This is a genomic window from Tabrizicola fusiformis, assembly GCF_013328815.1.
Classification (GTDB): Bacteria; Pseudomonadota; Alphaproteobacteria; order Rhodobacterales; family Rhodobacteraceae; genus Fuscibacter.
Map to the genome: position 1 here is coordinate 1 of NZ_JABUHN010000028.1, position 20,582 is coordinate 20,582.

Sequence of the window (20,582 nt, forward strand, 5' to 3'; positions counted from 1 at the left end):
TGGTCTGGCAGTATGCCAAGTCGATGCTTCTCGTCGACTGGAGGGCCATGCGGCATAATCCTGATCCCGGCATAATACGCCAATACCTGCTCCCGACCGAGGGTCGACGGGTTCGGCGGCGGCGCGCACGTCCTTGATCTTGCCACCGGTGAGACGGTGGACTGGATTTACACCGACGGCTGGCTGTCCACCGTGCTGGAGGGAGGCAATCCCTATGAGTGAGGTGATCGAGACCACCGTCTATCGCCTCGACGAATTGTCGGAGGCGGCGAGGGACAAGGCCCGCGCCTGGTATCGCGAGGGCGGATTTGACTATGGCTGGTATGACGCCGTCTATGAGGATTTCCAGCGCATCGCGGAAATCCTCGGCCTCGACTTCAAAACCCGGCCCGTTCGCCTCATGGGCGGCGGCACACGGCAGGATCCCTGCATCTGGTTCCGGGGTTTCTGGTCGCAAGGTGACGGAGCATGCTTTGAATCGTGGTATTCCTATCGGAAAGGAGCGCCCCGCCGGATCCGAGACTATGCGCCACAGGATGCGGAACTGCACCGCATCGCCGAGGCCCTGCAGGCGATCCAGCGGCGCAACTTCTATCAGCTTCGCGCCGAGGCCAGCCATCGCGGCCACTATTGTCACGAATACTGCATGGCGATCTCGGTCGAGCGAGACAGCCCCATATATCAGGACATGACTGCCGATGCCGAAGATGCCGTCATCGAAGCATTGCGTGATCTGGCCCGCTGGCTCTACCGCCAGCTGGAGCGCGAATACAACTACCTGTCCTCCGACGAGGCGGTCGATGACACCATCGCGGCCAATGAGTATACTTTCACGGAGGCCGGTCGCCGCTTCGGATGACGTTGGCACGTGTCCCTCGCTCGGTCGGGGCGCCTGGCGGCCATTCTATTCTGTCAGGTTGACTTCGGCTGACCGCCGGAACAATAAGTGAACATTGCAGCCGATCATAGGCTGAGAGTAGCGTTGGTTCATGTGATGTTCGTCGTCCCTTTCCGGGACTTCTCCCCTGGCCGCGCCCTGTTTCTGAAAGGACCGTTCGCATGCTCAAGGTGATTGCAGAGGATTTTATCAATCCTGATGCGCTGGAGATCGTGATGCCACTCTATCGTGAACTGGTGGAGGCGACCCGCCGGGAAGAGCGCTGCATAGCCTATGATCTCTTCATCGATCAGAAGGATCCTGGGCACTTTGTCTTCATTGAGGAGTGGCCAGATCGGGCTGCTCTTGACGCCCATTGCGCGTCGGAGCACTTCACGCGATTGGTACCGCTCATAAATGCCTATCAGAGACAGCCCGCGAAGTTCATTTTCATGGATGCGTTGCCCGGCTGAGCACACACTGCGGCAAGAGCGGGCTGCATTCTCACCAGGTGCCAGATCTTTCGACGGAGCATTCCCAAGTCACGGGCGGGTCCTCCCGTCCGGAATTGAGGAGCCAGTGGACTCTGCCGCTGCCATCCTGATCACCATGATAGGCTGAGATCGGTAGCATACCAGGACCGCTCATCAGGCCCTGCTCCTCTTCCCTGTCGAGCGTTGCTTTGGCCTGCGCCGCTCCGGCGGCCGATCAGGATCCGGTGTGGAATTGCACGGCCGTAGCTGCAGGTCGGTGGGGAAATGGCGCAAGCCTGTCCGTCAGCCGCTGGTGTGAGCATTGCCGGTCGTTGTCTGCCTGATCTTCCTGCTGGTTCCTTCAGGATCGCCGCTGTCTCCCTGTCTGTGGCGGCTCGCTCGCATGCGTCCTCTGTGATGGGCTGATCTGGCCGAAGAACAGCGCGCAGGCGCGCCTCAACGTCTCGGCGCAACAGCGTCGTGGGACTTTCTTCCCCTGCCGGCCCTGCCGTCATTCCTCGCGGGTCAAGAAAGCCCTGCCTGTGCTGTCAGGATCCCGTTCGGGACTGCGCCGGCCTTTGTCTCCGGCCTTTAGATCGCCATCGAGGCCGCACTGGAGCGGGCCCGAACACGAGAGAATGGAGACAGACAATGGCGACCATCGGCACCTTCAAGAAGACCGGCAACGAATACTCCGGCGAAATCGTCACCCTGAGCGTGCAGGCCAAGGGCGTGCGCATCGTCCCCGACCTGCGGTCCACGGGCGAGAACGCGCCCTCGCACCGGATCCTGGTCGGCCGCGCGGAGATCGGCGCCGCCTGGACGAAGCGCTCGAACGAGGGGCGGGAGTATCTGGGCCTGAAGCTGGACGATCCGAGCTTCAGCCACCCGATCTTCGCCAACCTCTTCGATGACGAGGACGGCGAAAGCTACAGCCTGATCTGGTCGCGGCCCAACAGCCGCCGGGGGGACTAACCCCCCAACCAGGGCCCCGGTCGAAGGACCGGGGCCTTTAAGATCTTCCCGGTTGGACCGGCAGTTTTGCGGGACGAAGCCTCCATTCGCTGCAAGACATCCTTTTCGCAAGCTCCACACCACCTGAGACAAGATCTTCGACATGAAAATCGCTGCAGGTTATCGAAGCTGCGCAATGTTGACTTTTAATTAGGCGACATATTATATGCCGCCGCATGACGACACTGGAACAAAAACATCTCGCATTGCTCAATGAGGCACAGCGCCGTGGACAGTCGGCCACGGACAACATGCGTCTCTGTTTCGAGGTCTTGGCGCTGGCCTCGGGCATTGACCGGGCTTGCGCGTCGCGCCTCGCGCCGCATCGCCTGTCTGAAGGAAAATTCGTGCTGCTGTTCCTGCTGCGCGATCTGCCGGAAGGGCTGGCCCCGCACGAGCTGGCCGAACGCGCCGGCGTCACGCGCGCCACGATTACCGGCCTTCTCGACGGATTGGAGCGCGACGGCTTTCTTGTCCGGCATGGAGACAAGGAAGATCGACGCAAGGTGTCGGTGCGCCTCACCGCCAAGGGGCAGGCGGTGGCACTCGATCTGTTCAACGAACATAGCCAATGGATTGCCTCGCTTTTCGCGGGCTTCGACCAGCACGAGCGCGAAGCCCTTAGCGGCCTCCTGCGGCATGTCTGGCGCAATTTGGCAATTCCGGCGAAGGACAGCGCGGCCGTTGCTGCTGGCGATCCCCGGTGAATGCTGGTCGGTCGGGAAAACGTGTGATGGATATTGAGCCTGCCCGTCTCGGCCAGCTCAATGCCGGCGTTACCGAGGCCGCCACGCTGACCGAGTGCCTGGCCGTGGATTTTGCGGTGCTAATGCGCGCCGCCCTGCCTGAAATCGCAGCAGATGCCATAGCAGCGATGCAGAAAGCGGCAGGCGAGGGCATTTCGCGGCGCATGGCATTGGCTGGGCGCCTGATCCATGAACGGCGTGGCATGATCGCCGTGGAAGAACTCCGCCGCCATGTATCCGACACGGTGCGCGGGTGGGCTTGCTTCACTATCGGCGCGGCCGAGGACATGCCCCTTCCCGCCCGGCTCGCTGCAATCAAGCCCTTTGCGGACGATCACCATTTCGGGGTGCGGGAATGGTCATGGATGGTCGTTCGCCCGCATATCGCCGCCGATCTCGACAACGCGATTTCGCTGCTCGCCGCTTGGACGGGCGAACCGTCCGAACGCCTGCGGCGCTTCGCCAGCGAAGCAACCCGGCCGCGCGGCGTATGGTGCGCCCATCTCGGCGCGCTGCGGCAATCTCCCGAAAAGGCACTGCCGATCCTCGAACCGCTCCGCGCCGATCCCGCCCCCTATGTGCAGGACTCCGTTGGCAACTGGCTGAACGATGCCAGCAAGGACCGGCCCGATTGGGTGCGCTCGCTCTGCGCCCAATGGTCAGCGGAAAGCGCCATCCCCTCAACCACCCGAATCTGCAAGCGCGCCCTGCGCTCCATCGACCGCAAGGGCTGACATACGAAAGGACCACCTCTATGGCGCACTATCTCGCTGAACTCTATTCCCCTAAAACCGCATGGTTGGCGCTCGACCAGAACGGCCGTCAAGAGTTTTTCAAGGCCGTTGGATCTGGCATGGGCTCGCTATCGGCCCTCGGCGTGGAAGCGATTGCCCTGGGTGAAACGAACGCCGCGACCCTTCATGCCCCGTCGCAAAAGTTCTTTGCGATCTGGCGTGCGCCCGACGCGGCAGCAATGAACGCCCTGGTGTCGGGCATCGCCGCTTCGGGGTGGCATGACTATTTCGACACGATCAACGCGACCGGCTCCGGCGTCGATCTGAACGGCCACCTCGCGCAGCTCGCGGCGCTCTAACCGTCGCAAAATTCCCGAAACTTGCGACAATTTACTCTGCTGCGCGGTCCTTTGGAACCATGTCTGTCAGAGCTTCCAGATCGCCGAGGGCCAGTGACAGTAACAGGCTCAAACTGAACCGGGCGTCTCCCGGCAAGGCCGGGACCGGGCTCAGGTCCTTGCGGACGGGAGCCGGTGATGCCGTCTCCCCCCATGCGGGCAATGATCCCTGACGCAAGGTCAGGCCGGTCCGAAACCGAACCGGATAATCTGCCCGGCTGTGCTGGATCGATCTGGAGAGACAGAGAGCGGCCGGGACGGGGGTGGTTCCCGGCAGGTGAGAGAGAGCGCTGGCGGGGCCATCCCGCTGTTCTGCTCTCCTGAGGTTCTCCCCGATGAACGATCTGTCTCCCGCGACCATGGCGCAAGCGCCGGTCGCGCCCAAAGCGCCTGCCTTTGGCTCCGGCGCGGCCGCGATCCTTGCCGCGGCCCAGGCATTGCTGCCGCGTCTCGAACGCGGCCAGCCTGTCGATGCTGGCATCTTGCGCGACGCGATGCAAAAGGCCTTCGGCACATCCGACGCCAGCGGTGCCTGGGACTGGAAGACGGCCTATGAGGCCTGCGAGGTCGCCACGGTTCTCTTCCTGCGAAAATACGGCCGGGCGATCTTCCGCAAAGCCGCCACGCCGGGTTCCCGACTTGCAGCACTCTCGAAGATCTCAGGCCTGTTGCCGAGCCACACCCGCCGCTCCGAGGAAAGCCAGGCGCTGCAACAATTCAGCACGCCGCTGCCCCTCGGCCTTGCCGCTCTGACCGCAGCAGCGATCACACCGGTTGATGTCGTTCTGGAACCCTCGGCAGGCACAGGCCTTCTGGCGATCCTCGCAGAGATTTCTGGCGGCAGTCTCGCTTTGAACGAATTGGCCGAAACCCGCGGCGATCTGCTCTCGCTCCTCTTCCCGGCCCTTTCCGTCACCCGTTTCGATGCGGCCCAGGTCCACGACCATCTCGATGCTGAGATCGTGCCTTCGGTGGTACTGATGAACCCGCCTTTCTCCGCGCTGGCCAACGTCACTGGCAGGGTTTCCGATGCCGCTTTCCGCCATATCGCCTCGGCATTGGCCCGCCTTGCTCCTGGCGGGCGTCTGGCTACCATCACCGGTGCGGGCTTTGGCCCCGAAGCCCCCGCTTGGCGGGAAGCCTTCATCCGTATGCAGGAGAGCGGCCGCGTGGTCTTCACCGCCGCCATCAATGGAGCGGTCTATGCAAAACACGGCACGAGTTTCGACACGCGCCTTACGGTGATCGACAAGGTTCCTGCCGAGAACCCTTCGTCCTTCCCGGCCTCTTCCGGCATGGCCCCCGATGTTGCCACTCTGCTCGACTGGATCGCGACGCAGGTGCCGTCCCGTCCGCCGGTCGATCTCCCGAAGCCTGCGGCGCTGGCTGCACCGGCAGCCGCCAGATCGGTTCGATCCCATCTCGCTCGAGCGCGTTCTTCGCAACCTCTCCCGATCATTCATGTCAGCCCGAATGCCGTTGAGCTGACCTATGAGACGATCGACTGGACCCCGCCCGAAGCCGCGCGGCTCTCGGACGCGATCTACGAGGAATACACGCTGCAATCGATTCGGATTCCCGGCGCGGCCCCGCATCCGACGAAGCTGGTGCAATCCGCCGCCATGGCCTCGGTCGCGCCGCCACGTCCCTCCTACTGGCCACTGCTGCCCGCTGACATTTGCACCCGCCTGTCCGACGCCCAACTGGAAACCCTGATCTATGCCGGTGAGGCCCATTCCGATCATCTTGCAGGATCCTGGACCCTCGACGAGACCCTGGACAAGGTCAGCGCCGCACCGGCCGGTGCCGCAGGTGCCGTGCGGTTCCGGCGCGGCTTCATGCTTGGCGATGGTACCGGTGCGGGCAAGGGGCGGCAATCGGCGGGGATCATCCTCGACAACTGGCTGCGCGGGCGGCGCAAGGCGGTCTGGATCTCCAAATCCGACAAGCTGATCGAGGATGCGCAGCGCGACTGGTCCGCGCTTGGGCAGGAGAAACTGCTGATCACGCCACTGTCGCGTTTCGCGCAAGGCAAGGCCATCACGCTCTCGGAAGGGATCCTGTTCACCACCTATGCCACGCTGCGCTCCGATGAGCGCGGCGAGAAGGCATCGCGGGTGCGGCAGATCACTGACTGGCTCGGATCGGATTTCGACGGGGTCATCATCTTCGACGAGAGCCACGCGATGCAGAATGCCGCTGGCGGCAAGGGCGAGCGCGGTGATGTCGTGGCCTCGCAACAGGGCCGGGCGGGTCTGCGGCTTCAGCACGCCCTGCCCGATGCCCGGGTGGTCTATGTCTCGGCCACCGGGGCCACGACCGTCCACAATCTCGCCTATGCACAACGCCTCGGCCTCTGGGGCGGCGAGGATTTCCCCTTCGCCACTCGGGCCGAGTTCGTCGAAGCGATCGAGGCCGGGGGCGTCGCAGCCATGGAGGTGCTGGCGCGGGATCTGCGCTCGCTCGGCCTCTATACCGCGCGGTCCCTGTCCTATGATGGCGTCGAATACGAGCTGATCGAGCATCAGCTGACCGATGAGCAGCGCCGGATCTACGATTCCTATGCCGGGGCCTTCGCCGTCATCCACAACAACCTTGATGCGGCGATGGAGGCCGCAAACATCACCGGCTCGGACGGCACGCTGAACCGCCAGGCCAAATCCGCTGCCCGATCCGCCTTCGAGAGCACGAAGCAGCGCTTTTTTGGCCATCTGTTGACCTCAATGAAGACGCCGACGCTCTTGCGTTCGATCTCGGCGGATCTGGCGGCGGGCCACGCGGCTGTCATCCAGATTGTCTCGACCGGCGAGGCGCTGATGGATAGGCGGCTGGCCGAGATCCCGACCGAGGACTGGAATGACCTGAATACCGACCTCTCGCCGCGCGAGTATGTCATGAGCTACCTGCAGCATTCCTTCCCGGTGCAGCTCTACGAGCCGTTCAGCGATGGCGAGGGAAATATCAGCTCGCGTCCGGTGTTCCGGGATGGCCAGCCCGTCGAAAGCCGCGAGGCCGTTTCCCGGCGCGATGCGATGATCGAGCATCTGGCCGGCCTGCCGCCGGTGCCGGGCGCGCTCGACCAGATCGTGCAGCATTTCGGGACCGAGAAGGTGGCAGAGGTCACGGGGCGCTCGCGGCGGATCGTCCGTAAGGGCGAAGGTCCGGCGGCACGGTTGGCAGTCGAGAACCGCGCCGCTTCGGCCAATCTGGCGGAGACCTCGGCTTTCATGGATGACCAGAAGCGTATCCTGGTCTTCTCGGATGCAGGTGGCACCGGGCGCAGCTACCACGCCGAGCTTTCCGCGCGAAACCAGCGGCTGCGGGTGCACTATCTGCTGGAGCCGGGTTGGAAGGCCGATGCCGCCATTCAGGGTCTGGGGCGCACCAACCGCACCAATCAAGCGCAGCCGCCCCTGTTCCGGCCAATCGCCACGGATGTGAAGGCGGAGAAACGGTTTCTCAGCACGATCGCGCGGCGCCTCGACACACTCGGCGCGATCACCCGCGGCCAGCGCCAGACTGGCGGGCAGGGGCTGTTCCGGCCGGAGGACAATCTCGAAAGCCCCTATGCTCGTGCCGCTTTGCGCCAGCTCTATCTTCTCCTTGTGCGGGGCAAAGTGGAGGGCTGCTCGCTGGAACGGTTCGAGGCCGCCACCGGGCTGAAGCTGATGGACAGCAATGGCATGAAGGATGAGTTGCCGCCGATCACCACCTTCCTCAACCGCCTGTTGGCGCTGACCATCGAGTTGCAGGGCGTGCTCTTCACGGCCTTTGAGCAGCTGCTGGAGGCGAAGGTCGAGGGTGCGATAGCCGCCGGCATCTATGATCTGGGCCTTGAGACGTTGAAGGCCGAGAGCTTCACCGTCACTGACCGGCAGGTGATCTATACCCATCCCGGCACCGGGGCGGAGACCCGGCTTCTGACCATCACCGAACGGCGGCGCAACAAGCCGCTTCTCCTTGATGCCGCACTGGAAGAACTGGATGATCCGCGCGCGGTACTGCTGATAAACAGCCGCTCAAACCGGGCGGCGGTGCAGGTGCCGACCACTTCGATCATGCTTGACGATGGCGAGATCGAACGGCGTGTGCGCTTGATCCGACCGATGGAAGCCTTCAGCATGTCAGTCAGGATGATGAGTGACACCCTTTGGGTTGAGACCGACAGGAAGACCTTCGCGGCCGCATGGCGGGCCGAGGTCGCTGATGTGCCGGAGTTTTCCGACGCAACTCTGCATGTGGTATCGGGCCTGCTTTTGCCGGTCTGGAAGCGCTTGCCGCCGGATGAGACCCGCGTCTACCGCCTCCAGACGGATGCGGGCGAACGTATCATCGGTCGCCGGGTCTCGCCTGCATGGGCGTCCAATGCCACGACCAGTGTCGCGGTGAGCCTGACCCCGGATCAGGCCTATGCTGCACTTCTCGACGGTCGCACGATCCTCGATCTGGAGGAGGGGCTGCAATTGCGCCGCTCAAAAGTCATGGGCGCGAACCGGATCGAACTGACCGGGTTCACCGAGGTGATGCGCGACCGACTGCGGGCCTGGGGCCTCTTTAGCGAGATTATCTCCTGGAAGCTTCGCTTCTTCGTGCCCGTTGGGGAACACGGCACCGCGATCCTCGGTAAGCTGCTCGCGATCTATCCGATCAGCCGTATCACCGAGCGCGAGGCGGCGTGATGGCCCGCATCGATGCCGCCGATCTGTCGCAGCGTCTCGGCCAACAGGCCGAGGCGGTGTGCCGGTACTATCTCTCGAACGGCCGCAAAGAGGGCAACTACTGGCAGGTCGGCGATGTGCGCAACGCGCCTGGGCGGTCGATGTTCGTCCGCCTTACCGGTCCAGCATCCGGCAAGGGCGCAGCGGGTAAGTGGACCGATGGCCAGAATGGCGAACACGGCGATCTGCTCGACGTTATTCGCGAAAGCCTCGGGCTCGCCGATTTCACCGCAGCCGCTAAGGAAGCTCGGCGGTTCCTTAGCCTGCCGCAACTGGAACCGGCACCAGAGGGGAAGACGCGCAGATCGGCACCATCCCCTTCAGGATCATCTGAACCGGCAGAACGTCTCTGGCGCATGTCCGGTCCCATTCGGGGCTCACTCGCCGGCACCTATCTGCGGACCCGTGGCCTGACCGATTTGCGCGGCACTGATAGTCTCCGCTTTCACCCTGACTGCTATTATCGTCCGGAGGGCGAAGGTCCGACCGAGACCTGGCCCGCACTGATCGCGAAAGTCACCGACCTCGACGGCAAACTCACCGGCGTCCACCGTACCTGGCTCGCCCGCGATGGCAGCGGGAAAGCGCCTCTCGACCCAGCCCGCAAGGCGATGGGGGATCTGCTCGGCCACGCGGTCCGATTTGGTCGCGCGCAGGATATCATGGCGGCAGGGGAGGGCATCGAGACTGTAATCTCGCTCCGCCAGATCATGCCAACGATGCCGATGGTCTCGGCGCTGTCGGCCGCACATCTCGCAGCCATCCTGTTCCCGTCGGGTCTGCGCAGGCTCTATATCATCCGCGACAATGATCCGGCCGGTGAAGGGGCGCGGGACAGCCTGATCGCCCGGGCACATGAGATCGGCATCGAGGCCATCACGCTCTCGCCCATGTTGGGGGATTTCAACGACGATCTCATGGGGCCGGGTCTGGAGGCGCTTCGGGCGCAGGTCCGGGGGCAACTCGCCCCTGAAGACGTCAGCCGCTTCATGACACTTCGCTGATCCGCCGGGAGTGGGGAGGGTGATCGGGCGGTCTGGCGCCTGCCCGGGCAATCAGGGGAGGCAACCCCTTCGGCAAGAGGACCGCGCCTTGGCCTTCTCAGAGGGCGAGCGGCCCACAAACGCTCCAGCCCGGCAATGGCGGCGCCCGACTGATTTCCGTCGGCGAGAAAACCACCCCACGCGACAGGTCGCGTGGGGGCCCCGTCTTCCCCGCCTTTACATCGCGAGGCAAATCAGCCGGGCTTTGCCATCAAGGCCCGCGAAGGCGCGGGCTGCCCGGCCGGAGCGCCCGTGGGCTTGTCGTCGCCAGAAGGCCGCGACGGTCGCGGTCCAAGCCGAAGGATGCATCCCATGTATGCCCAGGATCAGTTCGAACCCGATCACACCATCTCCCCGACCGGCCATATCATCGAAGACATGCAACTCTATGGCTACCGTCCTGCCGAGGGCGAGGCAGATCCCCGGCCCACACCCGAAGACCAGGCCATCCAGACCGCGGTCTCTGACATCTTCGACGCTCTCATTTCCACCATGGCTGATACCAACCTCGACTTCGACCTCGACGAAATCCTCTGGTCGACCGTCAACACGTTCCACCGCGCTGCGGAACGGATCGAGCGCAAGCTCGATGACAACGAGCAGGCGCAGAAACGCCTCCAGCGGGAACAGGATGGCAGCGAGGTGAAATCCGTCCAACTCGAGAGCCTGATCGGCATCGGTGGCAACCTGATCGAGCGTCGCGAAAGCCTGGAACTCTTCCGCGAAACCGCCGCCGACATCTTCCTGCGCGTGACCGGCACCCATTGGGCACCGCGTTCGGGCTCACGCACCAACCATCGCCATCTGACGGCAGCCATGATCGACAGCCGCGACTTTCTCGCCGCCAAGAAGATCGCCGAGACCGAAATGCTGGTGCCGCCGGGGCCGAAAGTTGCCTTCTCGGGCGGCGACACTACCGATCACCGCACGATCTGGGATCGTCTCGATCAGATCCACGCCAAGCATCCGGACATGGTGCTGATGCATGGCGGCAGCCCGAAGGGGGCCGAGCGCATTGCCGCCACCTGGGCCAGCAACCGCAAGGTGCCGCAGGTCGCTTTCAAGCCCGATTGGACCAAACACGCCAAGGCCGCACCCTTCAAGCGCAATGACCAGATGCTCGACTGCCTGCCGATCGGTGTCATCATCTTCCCCGGCACCGGCATCCAGGAAAACCTGGCCGACAAAGCTCGCAAGATGGGTATCCCCGTCTACCGCATGGCGAGGGGCGGCGCGTAAGCGTCGCCAATCCACTTGACGCACCCTGCCGTGATTGCCCTTGGCTCGTCCCCAGCTTGTGAACGGGGTAAGAGTTGGTTGCCTCTTGACTAACCCGGGTAGCGTCTTTGACCATTGGCCATGGACAGGATCGATTTGCTGCGTATTTTCGTGCGGGTTCTGGAGACCCGGAGCTTTTCCCGAGCTGCTGCTGATTTGGATATTTCCCGGTCCGTGGTCTCGGCGGCGATCCAGGATCTTGAGATGCGCTTTGGCGCTAGGATGTTTCATCGTAGTACGCGAAGTGTACGAGCTACGCATGATGGCGAAGCGTTATATGTGTGTGCCCGGCATTTGATCAACGATATGGAAGAGGTAGAGGCCTTATTTCGCGGCAAGCAAAGCAATGTGACAGGCAGGGTACGAATTGATGCGCCGGCGCGCGTTAGCAGCACGATACTCGCCCCGGCACTGCCGACGCTAATTGGTGCCTATCCTGAATTGCATATTGAACTCGGCGGTAGCGACAGGTTGCTAGACCTTGTTGCCGAGGGGGTGGACATCTCTGTGAGGTTCGGGCTTCTTGCTGACAGTGATCTGGTAGCAAGGCGTGTTGGTGATGTCCGCCTCGTGACTGTAGCCAGTCCGAGCTACCTGAAGCGATACGGAATACCTACCGACATGCGACAGCTCGCCGGTCATGTCGAAGTTGGTTTGATATCTCCTTCCACCGGTCGTCCTCTGGACTGGGGGTCTTTGGATGGCACAAACTTGATCTCACCACCTCTCAGGTCACGTGTGAGCGTGAACAGTGCGGATTCTCTGCTTGCTTGTGCGCTCGCCGGCGTCGGTATTGTCCGCGCTCCAGCCTACGAGGTTTCCGGGTTTATAAACCGTGGTGAACTTGTCGAGATTTTGAGCGACTTTTCTGCGCCGTCTATCCCGGTTTCGCTAGTATGGCCTCATAGGCGACAGATGCCCTACCGCGTTCGCGTCGTTTCCGATTGGGTCGGTCAATTAATTTCTGAAGCTCTTGGCCTTGCGCGTTTTACTAAGTCTGGCTCAGATTTGGCTATTTTCACTCGATAGTTGGGCGCGCGAAGAGACGCCGGCATGGGACGTTATAACCCAGGCGTCGCTGAAGGGGCAAACGGGTACTGCAAGCAGCACGCGACTTCAGCTCGGCTTGTTCATGAATAGCCCACTACGCGGTAGCTCCTTAGTTGTATGACCCGCGGAGTCTGCGTGCTGCGTTGCTCGATGCTATTAGACATCAGATGTCGGGAACCCCGAACAATCGATGCCGATCTGACGTACGAACAGCCTGTGAAAAAAGTGATGCGCTGCATCCCACGTCTGCAGCGGCGTCAGCGCTTCTCAACAAGAGGTTCTTGCAATGCGTTAGGGCAGGGTTTGTCCAGCCAAGCTGGCATGTGCTCGCCGGTGTTCCACTTGTACAGAAAGCCCACTAAGCGCTGCGTCTTTCTATCTCTAAGCTTTGCCACTGGATGCGCGCATAGCTTAGCTTCGCGTGGTTCATATTTGGGCGTTTGAGGGGCAGGCTCATGTTCGTGGCGCATCTTACTCATAACCATATCTAAGTAAAGAGAGAGTGGCGAATGTCCCTGAGTTTGGCGCTTTGCATCAAGGGGGGTTCGTCACCCGAGAGTTGAAACGGAACAAGCTTGATCACAACCTGTCACAACGGGTGCGACTTCTCCATGCGGATACCCGTTGGGGTAAGGTGGCAGGTTGTATTCCCACACCTGCGGGAGGGGGAAATGGTTTGGAAACTCATGACGGAAATGCCGGCGCTGGACGCGCGGTTGCGCCAGATCGGGACCAGCGGCTACTCACTTGTTATTCATCTGAGGGGATTGGCGCCGGAGTACTATGTCTCCACCTTCCCTGAGCCGTGGCTAATCCAATACCGGGACGGACAATTTGCCCTGCTTGATCCGGTCAACCACTGGGCGCGGACCAACACCGGCAGGATGCGCTGGAGTGATCTGGAACCGTCGTCCATCACGGCAGCCGGGGCGCAGGTGATGGAGAGCGCGAAACGGCACGGCCTGTGTTACGGTGGCGGGGCCTCGCGGCATGATCCGGGGCGACCTGCGCTGCTGAGCTTTCTCTTCTGCGCCCGCGAAGACCGGGAGCTGACCGACAGCGAGTTGGAGGGGGTTGAGCATATCCTCGGGCATATCCTCACCCGGATCGGGGCAAACCGGGAACTGTCGGGGAGCGAGCTCGACATGATCGATGACATGGCGCTCGGCCTCTCCTACAAGCAGATTGCGCGCAAACGCGGGATCAGCCCCGAGACCGTCAAGAAGCGGCTGGAACGGGCGCGCATGATCCTTGGGGCGAAGAACTCGGTCCATGCTGTGGCGATTGCCACCCGCCGCGGCTTGATCCTGAACCGGCCTGATCGGGGACCGAAAGGTCGGCGATCCCGGGATTGAAAGCGGGTTCAGCCGGCAGAAGGATGGTCATCCTGCAGCGTGTCCAGGAGCGCGTCGATCTCCTCCCATATCAAGGGTTCCAACTGGCCACGGACCAGAGACCAGCGGCTGCAGACGCCAAGCGGGTCCTGTGTCGCCTGAAGACGGTCGAATACGGCAGCGGGGACAGCCACGCTGGTCCTGGCAGTCCAACTGGTATCGCCCGCACGCTTGTGCGGGGCAGGCGGCATATAAGTCGGGCAGAGGGTCCACCGCTTCACGGCCCTGCGCAGGGCAGCACGAATGACCTGCGCCGGTGCGATCCCGCAGGCTGACAGCGCCGCTGCCTGACGGTCGAGGGCGGTGGCGCGCACGTCGATCTGGATTGAAGATGCCATCCGATCCGGCTGGGCAACGGGATCCGGCCCGATGGTCCGCCCTGCGTCCGGCATTTGCTCAGCGGTATCAACGCTTATTGGGCTTTCGGGCAGGCTGCTTGCGGAATCCGGGCGCGGGCCATGCGGGGACAGGCTGGCCGAATAGTCCGGGTCAGGTCGTGTAACGAGGGGAATGCGTTTGCGCACCATGGTTGCCTTACCCCGCGAGAATGTCGTTGAGGATATCGACCGCCTCTTCCAGCGCTTCGACAATCGGTCGGACATGCGGTTTCATCAGCGGGTTAGGGTCGTTCTGCCGTTCCAGCGCGATGGCGTGCAGCAGGCCCAGTTGGTCCATGTCTTTGTAGGCCTTGCGACGCATCATCACGGTCTCGATGACGGGGAAGCGGCTGACCGCCCGCGCGATCAACTCGGCATCGGCCTTGGTCGGTCTGGGATCGACCATGTTCAGCACAACGTGATGGCGGGGCAGGGCGCTTGGGTCGTCGACGCGGTTGCGGAGGTTTTCGAACCAGGTCGCCGTCTGCTCGCCGACATCGAGATCTGTTGTCGAGAGCATGACCGGCGTGACCAGATGATCCGCCAGCACTGCGACGCCGTCCGACCATTCCGCGCCAACACCGGCCGTGTCGACGAAGATGAGATCCGCAAGGTTATGCTCATAGGCGTGATCGATGGCGCGGCCTATGGTCTCGACACTCTCAGCCCTGACCAGGGTCAGCAAGGGCGATCCATAGCCACTGGCTACCGCACGCTTGTACCAGGACGCGAAGGCGCCAGTACTGTCGCTGTCGATCAGGGTGACACGGCGACCCGCTGCAGCAGCAGCGCTGACGAGTGCCCGGCTCAGGGTCGTCTTGCCTGACCCACCTTTGCGGGCCATGGTCGCGATCACACGCAGAGAGTCACTCGCCATGGCACACCAACATAAATACTGAATCGACACGATACAATATTATTGACTAGGCAGCATTTCATGCCGGGTCAAGCAGAATGCAGACCGCATAGCGCAATTACCAGATCGCAGAGAACGTGGCGCACTCTCCAGAAATCAGAGCGCGTCACGCAGATGGCGGATAGCAGCTCCCATTCCCCTACCGGCACTTTCCATTGTGCAGAATGCAGGACGCAGGGGGCGTGATGCAGGGTCCAGAGCGCATATCCCGTATTGCAGATGACGTGGCGCAGACCGCAGAAAACGTACCGCAAACGGCAGAGGACGGGGCGCACGTTCCAGAAGACGGGATGCAGATCGCATAGGACGTGACGCATTGTGCAGACACCGTGAATCCGCCCCTCGGGGGCGGTTTTTCATAATGAGTACAGGCCCGTAGGCCCGACTCCGCTTGTGCTGGGAGTCGGCGGGCCTGTACGATTCTGGCAAGAAATAGGAGCGTTTTCTTTACAATGGCCAAGGCCCGTCGACTGACCGAGGAGGAGCGTCTGCGCATCGCCAAAGAGCGGTCGGAAGGCGTGTCTGCGAGGGAGTTGGCATCGCGCTACGGCGTCAGCGTCGTGTCGGTCTACAATGCGGTGAACCATGCCAGCGGTCGCCGTATCTCGAACGGAAGTCGGACCCGCGTGCTGAACCTGCGGGTCAGCGAAGCCGAGCTGAGGGCTTTCGACGCCAGCCTGTCACGACGCGGGATCACTCACCGCACCGATGCGCTGAGACGTTTCGTGATGGCTGCAGATGATCTCCTGGCCCCGGACGAATACATGACAGAAGAGCTGCGCGGCCTTGGCGCGGCGCTGAACCGGGTCGGCAACAACATCAACCAGATTGCCCGCCGCCTGAATGAGGGCCGGGTCAGGGGTGAGGTGGCGAAGCTTTCGGTGCCTGAGCAGGCGGAGATCCGGGCGCTGGCAGGTCTGGTCTTCGATATGTCCGACCAGATTCAAGAGCTGGCGCGCAACCGCCGCCGCGCGTTGGAACTGGAGGTCAGCCAGGCGTTGGCGCCCCTGGTGGCGGAGGTGCGCGATGGCCCGCGCTGACGCCGTCCGGGCGATCAATCCTGCGCTCTTCGATCGAGGCTGGAGCAAGGTCTCAGGCTCTGCCTCGGGCGGGTTTGGCAAACGCGCGCAGATGGTGCGGGCCGCGCGCGGCCATTCGCCGGCGATCTTCAAGCCGATCCGCCAGGGCGGCTGCCATACCGGGGCACAGCTACGCGCCCAGCTCTCCTACCTCACCACCAAGTCGAGCTTCATCCTAGATTCCCGAGGCACCCATGATGGCAAGAAAGTGCTCTCGCCCGGCGAGATCGAACGGGTGGCGCGGCGCTTCGAGAACCAGTGGAACGAGCGCCACGCGCCGAAGCTGGGCCATACCTCGCATCTCCTGATGGCCTTTCCCATCGGCACCCGCAGAACCGAGGTGCGCGAGATCACCCGCGAAATCTGCGAGCGCTTCTTTGAGAGCGATGGTGCCCGCTTCGACTACATCGCTGCAATCCATGAGGACCGCGCCCATCCCCATGCCCATATCGTGCTGAACCGTCGCAGCAAGGACGGGGAGATGTTCTTCCTCGGGAAGGACCATCACTTCAGCTATGACGCCTTCCGCGAGGCCATGGTCGAGGCGGCCGAGCGCCACGGGCTGCGGCTCGAGGCGACACGGCGGCTGGACCGGGGCGTGCTGACCCGCGCGGCCAACGAGACGGAGATCCGCAAGGCCGAGGCAGAGGGTAGGGTGGCGGCTGAACGCCCGCGCACCGGCCCTGACCTTGACCGCGCCCTGGCCGAGGTCGCGCGCAATGCCGCGATTTATCGAGGTCTCGCGGCCGAGGCCTCGCGTTCGAACTTCCATGATGTAGCGGAAGCCCTGACCCGGGCAGGGGATCTGTTGGCCCGGGGCGCAAGTATCCAGTCAGACGGAGTGTTGTATATGAGTGAAGATGTTCATGACTTTGACGAGTTGATCGACCGGTTCACGCAGAATGTTCGGCAGATCGAGGATCTGATCGAGCGGGCTCCGGCAACCGAGCGCCCGGTGATCGAGCGAAAACTGACCGATGTGCTGCGCGAGGTCTCACACCTGCAGCCGCTCGGCGAGCGGTCCGACACTTTGCACGAACCCGCGTCCCGCGACGGGATCTATGCCGCCCCGAACCTTGTGGAGGCGCATCGGGATCAGTTGGACGACCCTGCTCTCAGAACCCGCATCACAGAGGCGGTGCAGGGCACCGGCATCGACAGCGATGCGGTTCTGGCCCGGATGCGCGAGGGTGCAGGCAATGCCGCGCTGGAACAGCAATGGCTCGCACAGGATTTGCGGGCAATTGCCGGAAAGGAAGGGTTGGACCTGCGCGATGAGGTACAGCGCGATCAGGCGATGGATCGGCTGGAGGCTGTCCATGGCAAGCTCGGAGATGTCCTGACCGAGGCGCGAGTGTTGAGGGCCGTCGAGCAGGTGGAGCGGGAAGAACCGGAAAGGGAGAATAGGGCGCGGGCCTCTGACCGTGCCGTGCACCGGGCAGAGGTGGATAATGCGGCGGGTGGGGGCCGCGAGCCCGACATCTACAGTCCGGCCGAGCGTCAGGAGTTCCGGGCGCTGGTCTATCAGTTCGAGCGGACTGACTTCAGCTATTCCTACTCCGATGATCCGCGGGCCCGTCGGGCTGGCGAGAAGGGCGTGGCCGAGGCTACGGTGGCCTTCGACCGCTTCGCTCAGCGCTCGCCCCAGCATGCGGAACTCGCAGCCATGGCGTGGGAGAAGGCGACCGATGTCATCCAGCCCCCGAAATCCGGAGTTAGGGAAGCGGACCGCGGCTTGCATATCGGCGACATGGAACTCGCGCTGCGCGATCCGTTCAGGGATATCGGCCCGATCACCGAAGAGGCCAGAACCCTGGCGCGTTACCGTGCCGAGATGCCGGCGGACGAGGTCCGCGCCGCAGTGCAGCGTGAGATCGACCACCTTTATGCTGAGGGAGCATCGCGTGACTATATCAGCGAACGCGCCGTCGAGAGCGAGGATCGCTTGCGCCAAGTCTACGCCGAGCGCCGCCATATGGCCGAATCCGCCCCGGAACTGATCGCGGTCCTGCGCGAGGCGGGGCAGGGCGAGGTCCGGCCCTTGTCAGAGGCAGGGCAGGCGCGGCTGGTCGAGCAGGTCAACGCCCGGCTGACCGATGCGGATATTCGCGCTCTGCGATCCGGAGATGCCGAGGCCCTCGAGGCGATCACCGACAATCCGCGCCAGCAGCTTGTACTGGCGAAGGTCTGGCTGGAGGCCAACAAGGTGCATGCCAGCGATCCGGCCATGGACAGAGTCTTGGACCGGATCGTGGAAGATCGCCATGGCGACGATCTACGGCACAACCAGACCGACGGCGAGAAAGGCATCCGCCATGGATAAGGGCAAGATGGCCTTCGCCGCCGCGACACTCACCCTGCTGGGCCTGATCATCGGCTATGTGCTGGCGACGCTCTACTTCGTCCTGCAATATGGCCACTCCACCCGCAGCCTCGACCTGACGCTGCTGGCCCGAAACTGGCTGGCCCTACGCAACACGGCCCCGCAGGATTTTCTCTGGGTCAATGGCATCATCGCCGGATCCGGCCTGCTGGCGCTTCTGCTCACCGCGACCATGCTGGGCGATGCGCTGACCCGGTTCGGACTGACCCATTGGCAAACTCGCTCAGAGATGAAGCGCAACGGCTTCTTCGCAAAACCCGGTGCCGGATTCCTTCTTGGCAAGATGGGCCCCCCGAAGTCGAAGAAGCCCTTCATTGTCTCAAAGACCTTTCCGCATGCGCTGGTCGTAGCCCCAACCGGGCGCGGCAAAGGCGTCGGCTTCGTGATCCCGAACCTGCTCACCTATCGCGGTTCCGCCGTGGTGCTCGACGTCAAGGGCGAGAACTTCCGCGAAACCGCGCGATTCCGCGCCTCCTTGGGCGACAAGGTTTTCCGCTTCGCTCCAACGGATTGGGAGCGCCCGACGCACCGCTACAATCCGCTGGCGAGGATTGCGGCGATGACCAACTCCGACCGGCAACAGATGGAGTTGAAGCTGACCGCGAAGCTCTTCCTCCAGACCGACAACGAGAAACTGAACGGTTTGCTTGCTGGCGGGATCGACCTATTTGTGGCCGCCGGGCTTCTGGCCTTCGAGCGCGGGATTCCGACCATCGGCGAGATCTACCGCATCACCGCCTCGGGAGGCGACAAGCAGAAGGAGTATCTCAAGCGCGCCCATGAGGTGAAGAGCCCCTCGGCTAGGCTGATCTTCGAGCGCATGGCTTCCACCAACAACGATACCCTCACCTCCTATCTCTCGCTCCTTATGACCTCGGGCCTGGATACCTGGGACAATCCGGCAATTGACCGGGCAACGGCGACATCGGATTTTTCCTTCCGGGATATCCGTCGTCAGCCGCACTCCATCTATCTAGCGGTGGAATCCGAGATGATCCGGCCCCTCGCGCCGCTCATCCGGCTGTTTTTTTCGGATTTGATCGCATCGCTTCAGGCGGCCGAGCCGAGGGAAGACGAACCCTGGCCAGTGATGATCATGCTCGATGAGTTCGACCGGCTCGGGAAGATGCCGATCGTGGCCGAAAGCATCAAGACGCTACGCTCCTTCGGCGGCAACCTCGCCATCGTTACCCAGACCATCCCGGCGCTGGACGAGATCTATGGTGAGAATACCCGCCGGTCCCTGCAGGGTGGGGCAGGGGTCAAACTCTACCTCACACCATCGGATCAGAAGACCATCGAGGAGTTGAGCCAGGCGGTGGGGAAAACAACGAAGCGTGTGGTGACGCGGTCCCGCTCTGTTGGGCGCAACCCGTTTGAAGGCCGCAGCGTGACGGAACGCACTGAGGAAACGCCTCTGTTGAACGAGGATGAGGCGCGGCGTCTTGACCTTGATGAAGTCATCCTCGTGGTCGATGCGCAAATGCCGATCCGGGCCCGGCGGATCAAGTATTACGAAGATCCTGTACTCCAACTGCCCCATAAAGGTCAGTGGGGTAGCTATCCGTATCCTGATGCTGAGAAGCTGCGGTACGATTCCCGGCTAAAGGAGGCAGAAGATGCTGTGGGACTCCTATCCCGAAGACTGGAAGCCGTAGGTCAAATGCGAGGCAATGATCTTCTCCCGACAGCAGGAGCTAATACCGTCTCGGATCCCAAATTGCGTGCACCTAGTCGACGTGACGCGATTGTACGAGCCCTGACGCCGATCCGCCTTGAGCCTTTGGCCTTCCGTCGGACTGATGACAGTAAACTTGCGGTCGAGAGAGCTGTCCTTAAAGCCGCAGATATTATCGCCAATCACGCAGGGATCACACCCTGAGGCGAGCATCCCATACGGGCACCACATGCAGTTCCAGGTTGGGTATGAGAAGCGCTAACCGGGAACACAGCATGCAAGGGTCGGGAAGTTCAGCTGCAAGCAACATGGCCGTTGATGAGTCCAGAATTCCTGAACCTTCTAGGGTCAGGACTCACAACCAATAGATGACAGTCGCGGCGAGGGCGCAGGCGGAGAGGAAGAGGATCGGGCAGCGGTCGTA

Annotated in this window: 16 protein-coding genes; 14 read left to right on the forward strand and 2 right to left on the reverse strand. The window is 62.6% G+C overall.

What is annotated here, in order from left to right; all coding sequences use genetic code 11:
- Positions 1-214: 214 nt before the first annotated feature.
- The 11 genes from HS053_RS21290 to HS053_RS21340 all read left to right on the forward strand — a co-directional run bounded on the left by HS053_RS21290 (position 215) and on the right by HS053_RS21340 (position 13,686).
- Positions 215-859, forward strand: a complete 645-nt coding sequence (locus HS053_RS21290) for an antitoxin of toxin-antitoxin stability system (protein WP_174213248.1) — start codon at positions 215-217, stop codon at positions 857-859.
- A 200-nt stretch (positions 860-1,059) separates the two neighbouring features.
- Positions 1,060-1,350: a putative quinol monooxygenase gene (locus HS053_RS21295; RefSeq protein ID WP_174213249.1), complete on the forward strand. Its 291-nt coding sequence runs from the start codon at positions 1,060-1,062 to the stop codon at positions 1,348-1,350.
- Between the two features lie 651 nt (positions 1,351-2,001).
- Complete coding sequence (locus HS053_RS21300) at positions 2,002-2,325, forward strand: DUF736 domain-containing protein (protein WP_174213250.1); 324 nt, start codon at positions 2,002-2,004, stop codon at positions 2,323-2,325.
- A 215-nt stretch (positions 2,326-2,540) separates the two neighbouring features.
- Positions 2,541-3,071 carry a MarR family winged helix-turn-helix transcriptional regulator gene (locus tag HS053_RS21305; protein WP_174213251.1) on the forward strand — a complete coding sequence of 177 codons (531 nt, stop codon included), beginning with the start codon at positions 2,541-2,543 and terminating at the stop codon, positions 3,069-3,071.
- Between the two features lie 26 nt (positions 3,072-3,097).
- Positions 3,098-3,844, forward strand: coding sequence for a DNA alkylation repair protein (locus HS053_RS21310; protein ID WP_174213252.1), 747 nt, complete (start codon positions 3,098-3,100; stop codon positions 3,842-3,844).
- Between the two features lie 20 nt (positions 3,845-3,864).
- Positions 3,865-4,203 (forward strand): DUF6616 family protein, encoded by a 339-nt coding sequence (locus HS053_RS21315; RefSeq protein WP_174213253.1) that lies wholly within the window; start codon positions 3,865-3,867, stop codon positions 4,201-4,203.
- A gap of 398 nt (positions 4,204-4,601) precedes the next feature.
- Entirely contained in the window at positions 4,602-8,921 is a 4,320-nt protein-coding gene (locus HS053_RS21320) for a strawberry notch family protein (protein ID WP_198838871.1), read from the forward strand.
- Positions 8,921-9,964: a DUF7146 domain-containing protein gene (locus HS053_RS21325; protein ID WP_174213255.1), complete on the forward strand. Its 1,044-nt coding sequence runs from the start codon at positions 8,921-8,923 to the stop codon at positions 9,962-9,964. Before HS053_RS21320 ends, HS053_RS21325 begins: the two co-directional genes overlap by 1 nt.
- A 351-nt stretch (positions 9,965-10,315) precedes the next feature.
- The gene (locus tag HS053_RS21330; protein WP_174213256.1) at positions 10,316-11,242 is read left to right on the forward strand and encodes a DUF2493 domain-containing protein; all 927 of its coding nucleotides are present in this window, start codon (positions 10,316-10,318) and stop codon (positions 11,240-11,242) included.
- Positions 11,243-11,362: 120 nt separating this feature from the next.
- Positions 11,363-12,310, forward strand: a complete 948-nt coding sequence (locus tag HS053_RS21335) for a LysR family transcriptional regulator (protein WP_174213257.1) — start codon at positions 11,363-11,365, stop codon at positions 12,308-12,310.
- A 692-nt stretch (positions 12,311-13,002) separates the two neighbouring features.
- Entirely contained in the window at positions 13,003-13,686 is a 684-nt protein-coding gene (locus HS053_RS21340) for a helix-turn-helix transcriptional regulator (protein WP_174213258.1), read from the forward strand.
- Positions 13,687-13,694: 8 nt separating this feature from the next.
- On the opposite strand, the gene HS053_RS21345 is transcribed toward HS053_RS21340, so the two are convergent.
- Together HS053_RS21345 and HS053_RS21350 are read right to left on the reverse strand one after the other, a co-directional pair.
- Complete coding sequence (locus HS053_RS21345) at positions 13,695-14,252, reverse strand: hypothetical protein (protein WP_174213259.1); 558 nt, start codon at positions 14,250-14,252, stop codon at positions 13,695-13,697.
- A 7-nt stretch (positions 14,253-14,259) separates the two neighbouring features.
- Positions 14,260-14,958 carry a nucleotide-binding protein gene (locus HS053_RS21350; protein ID WP_347233366.1) on the reverse strand — a complete coding sequence of 233 codons (699 nt, stop codon included), beginning with the start codon at positions 14,956-14,958 and terminating at the stop codon, positions 14,260-14,262.
- A 512-nt stretch (positions 14,959-15,470) separates the two neighbouring features.
- Between HS053_RS21350 and mobC the strand changes: the two genes are divergently transcribed.
- The 3 genes from mobC to HS053_RS21365 are packed head-to-tail and all read left to right on the forward strand — an operon-like array spanning position 15,471 to position 20,362.
- Entirely contained in the window at positions 15,471-16,058 is a 588-nt protein-coding gene (gene mobC / locus HS053_RS21355) for a plasmid mobilization relaxosome protein MobC (RefSeq protein ID WP_174213261.1), read from the forward strand.
- Entirely contained in the window at positions 16,045-18,420 is a 2,376-nt protein-coding gene (locus tag HS053_RS21360; protein WP_174213262.1) for a relaxase/mobilization nuclease domain-containing protein, read from the forward strand. Before mobC ends, HS053_RS21360 begins: the two co-directional genes overlap by 14 nt.
- Positions 18,413-20,362, forward strand: coding sequence for a type IV secretory system conjugative DNA transfer family protein (locus HS053_RS21365; RefSeq protein WP_233093073.1), 1,950 nt, complete (start codon positions 18,413-18,415; stop codon positions 20,360-20,362). Before HS053_RS21360 ends, HS053_RS21365 begins: the two co-directional genes overlap by 8 nt.
- The last annotated feature ends 220 nt before the right edge of the window (positions 20,363-20,582 follow it).

Coding starts and splice junctions, on each gene's coding strand:
- HS053_RS21290 (WP_174213248.1), top strand. CDS start 215: ATGAGTGAGGTGATCGAGACCACCGTCTATCGCCTCGACGAATTGTCG.
- HS053_RS21295 (WP_174213249.1), top strand. CDS start 1,060: ATGCTCAAGGTGATTGCAGAGGATTTTATCAATCCTGATGCGCTGGAG.
- HS053_RS21300 (WP_174213250.1), top strand. CDS start 2,002: ATGGCGACCATCGGCACCTTCAAGAAGACCGGCAACGAATACTCCGGC.
- HS053_RS21305 (WP_174213251.1), top strand. CDS start 2,541: ATGACGACACTGGAACAAAAACATCTCGCATTGCTCAATGAGGCACAG.
- HS053_RS21310 (WP_174213252.1), top strand. CDS start 3,098: ATGGATATTGAGCCTGCCCGTCTCGGCCAGCTCAATGCCGGCGTTACC.
- HS053_RS21315 (WP_174213253.1), top strand. CDS start 3,865: ATGGCGCACTATCTCGCTGAACTCTATTCCCCTAAAACCGCATGGTTG.
- HS053_RS21320 (WP_198838871.1), top strand. CDS start 4,602: ATGGCGCAAGCGCCGGTCGCGCCCAAAGCGCCTGCCTTTGGCTCCGGC.
- HS053_RS21325 (WP_174213255.1), top strand. CDS start 8,921: ATGGCCCGCATCGATGCCGCCGATCTGTCGCAGCGTCTCGGCCAACAG.
- HS053_RS21330 (WP_174213256.1), top strand. CDS start 10,316: ATGTATGCCCAGGATCAGTTCGAACCCGATCACACCATCTCCCCGACC.
- HS053_RS21335 (WP_174213257.1), top strand. CDS start 11,363: ATGGACAGGATCGATTTGCTGCGTATTTTCGTGCGGGTTCTGGAGACC.
- HS053_RS21340 (WP_174213258.1), top strand. CDS start 13,003: ATGGTTTGGAAACTCATGACGGAAATGCCGGCGCTGGACGCGCGGTTG.
- HS053_RS21345 (WP_174213259.1), bottom strand. CDS start 14,252: ATGGTGCGCAAACGCATTCCCCTCGTTACACGACCTGACCCGGACTAT.
- mobC (WP_174213261.1), top strand. CDS start 15,471: ATGGCCAAGGCCCGTCGACTGACCGAGGAGGAGCGTCTGCGCATCGCC.
- HS053_RS21360 (WP_174213262.1), top strand. CDS start 16,045: ATGGCCCGCGCTGACGCCGTCCGGGCGATCAATCCTGCGCTCTTCGAT.
- HS053_RS21365 (WP_233093073.1), top strand. CDS start 18,413: ATGGATAAGGGCAAGATGGCCTTCGCCGCCGCGACACTCACCCTGCTG.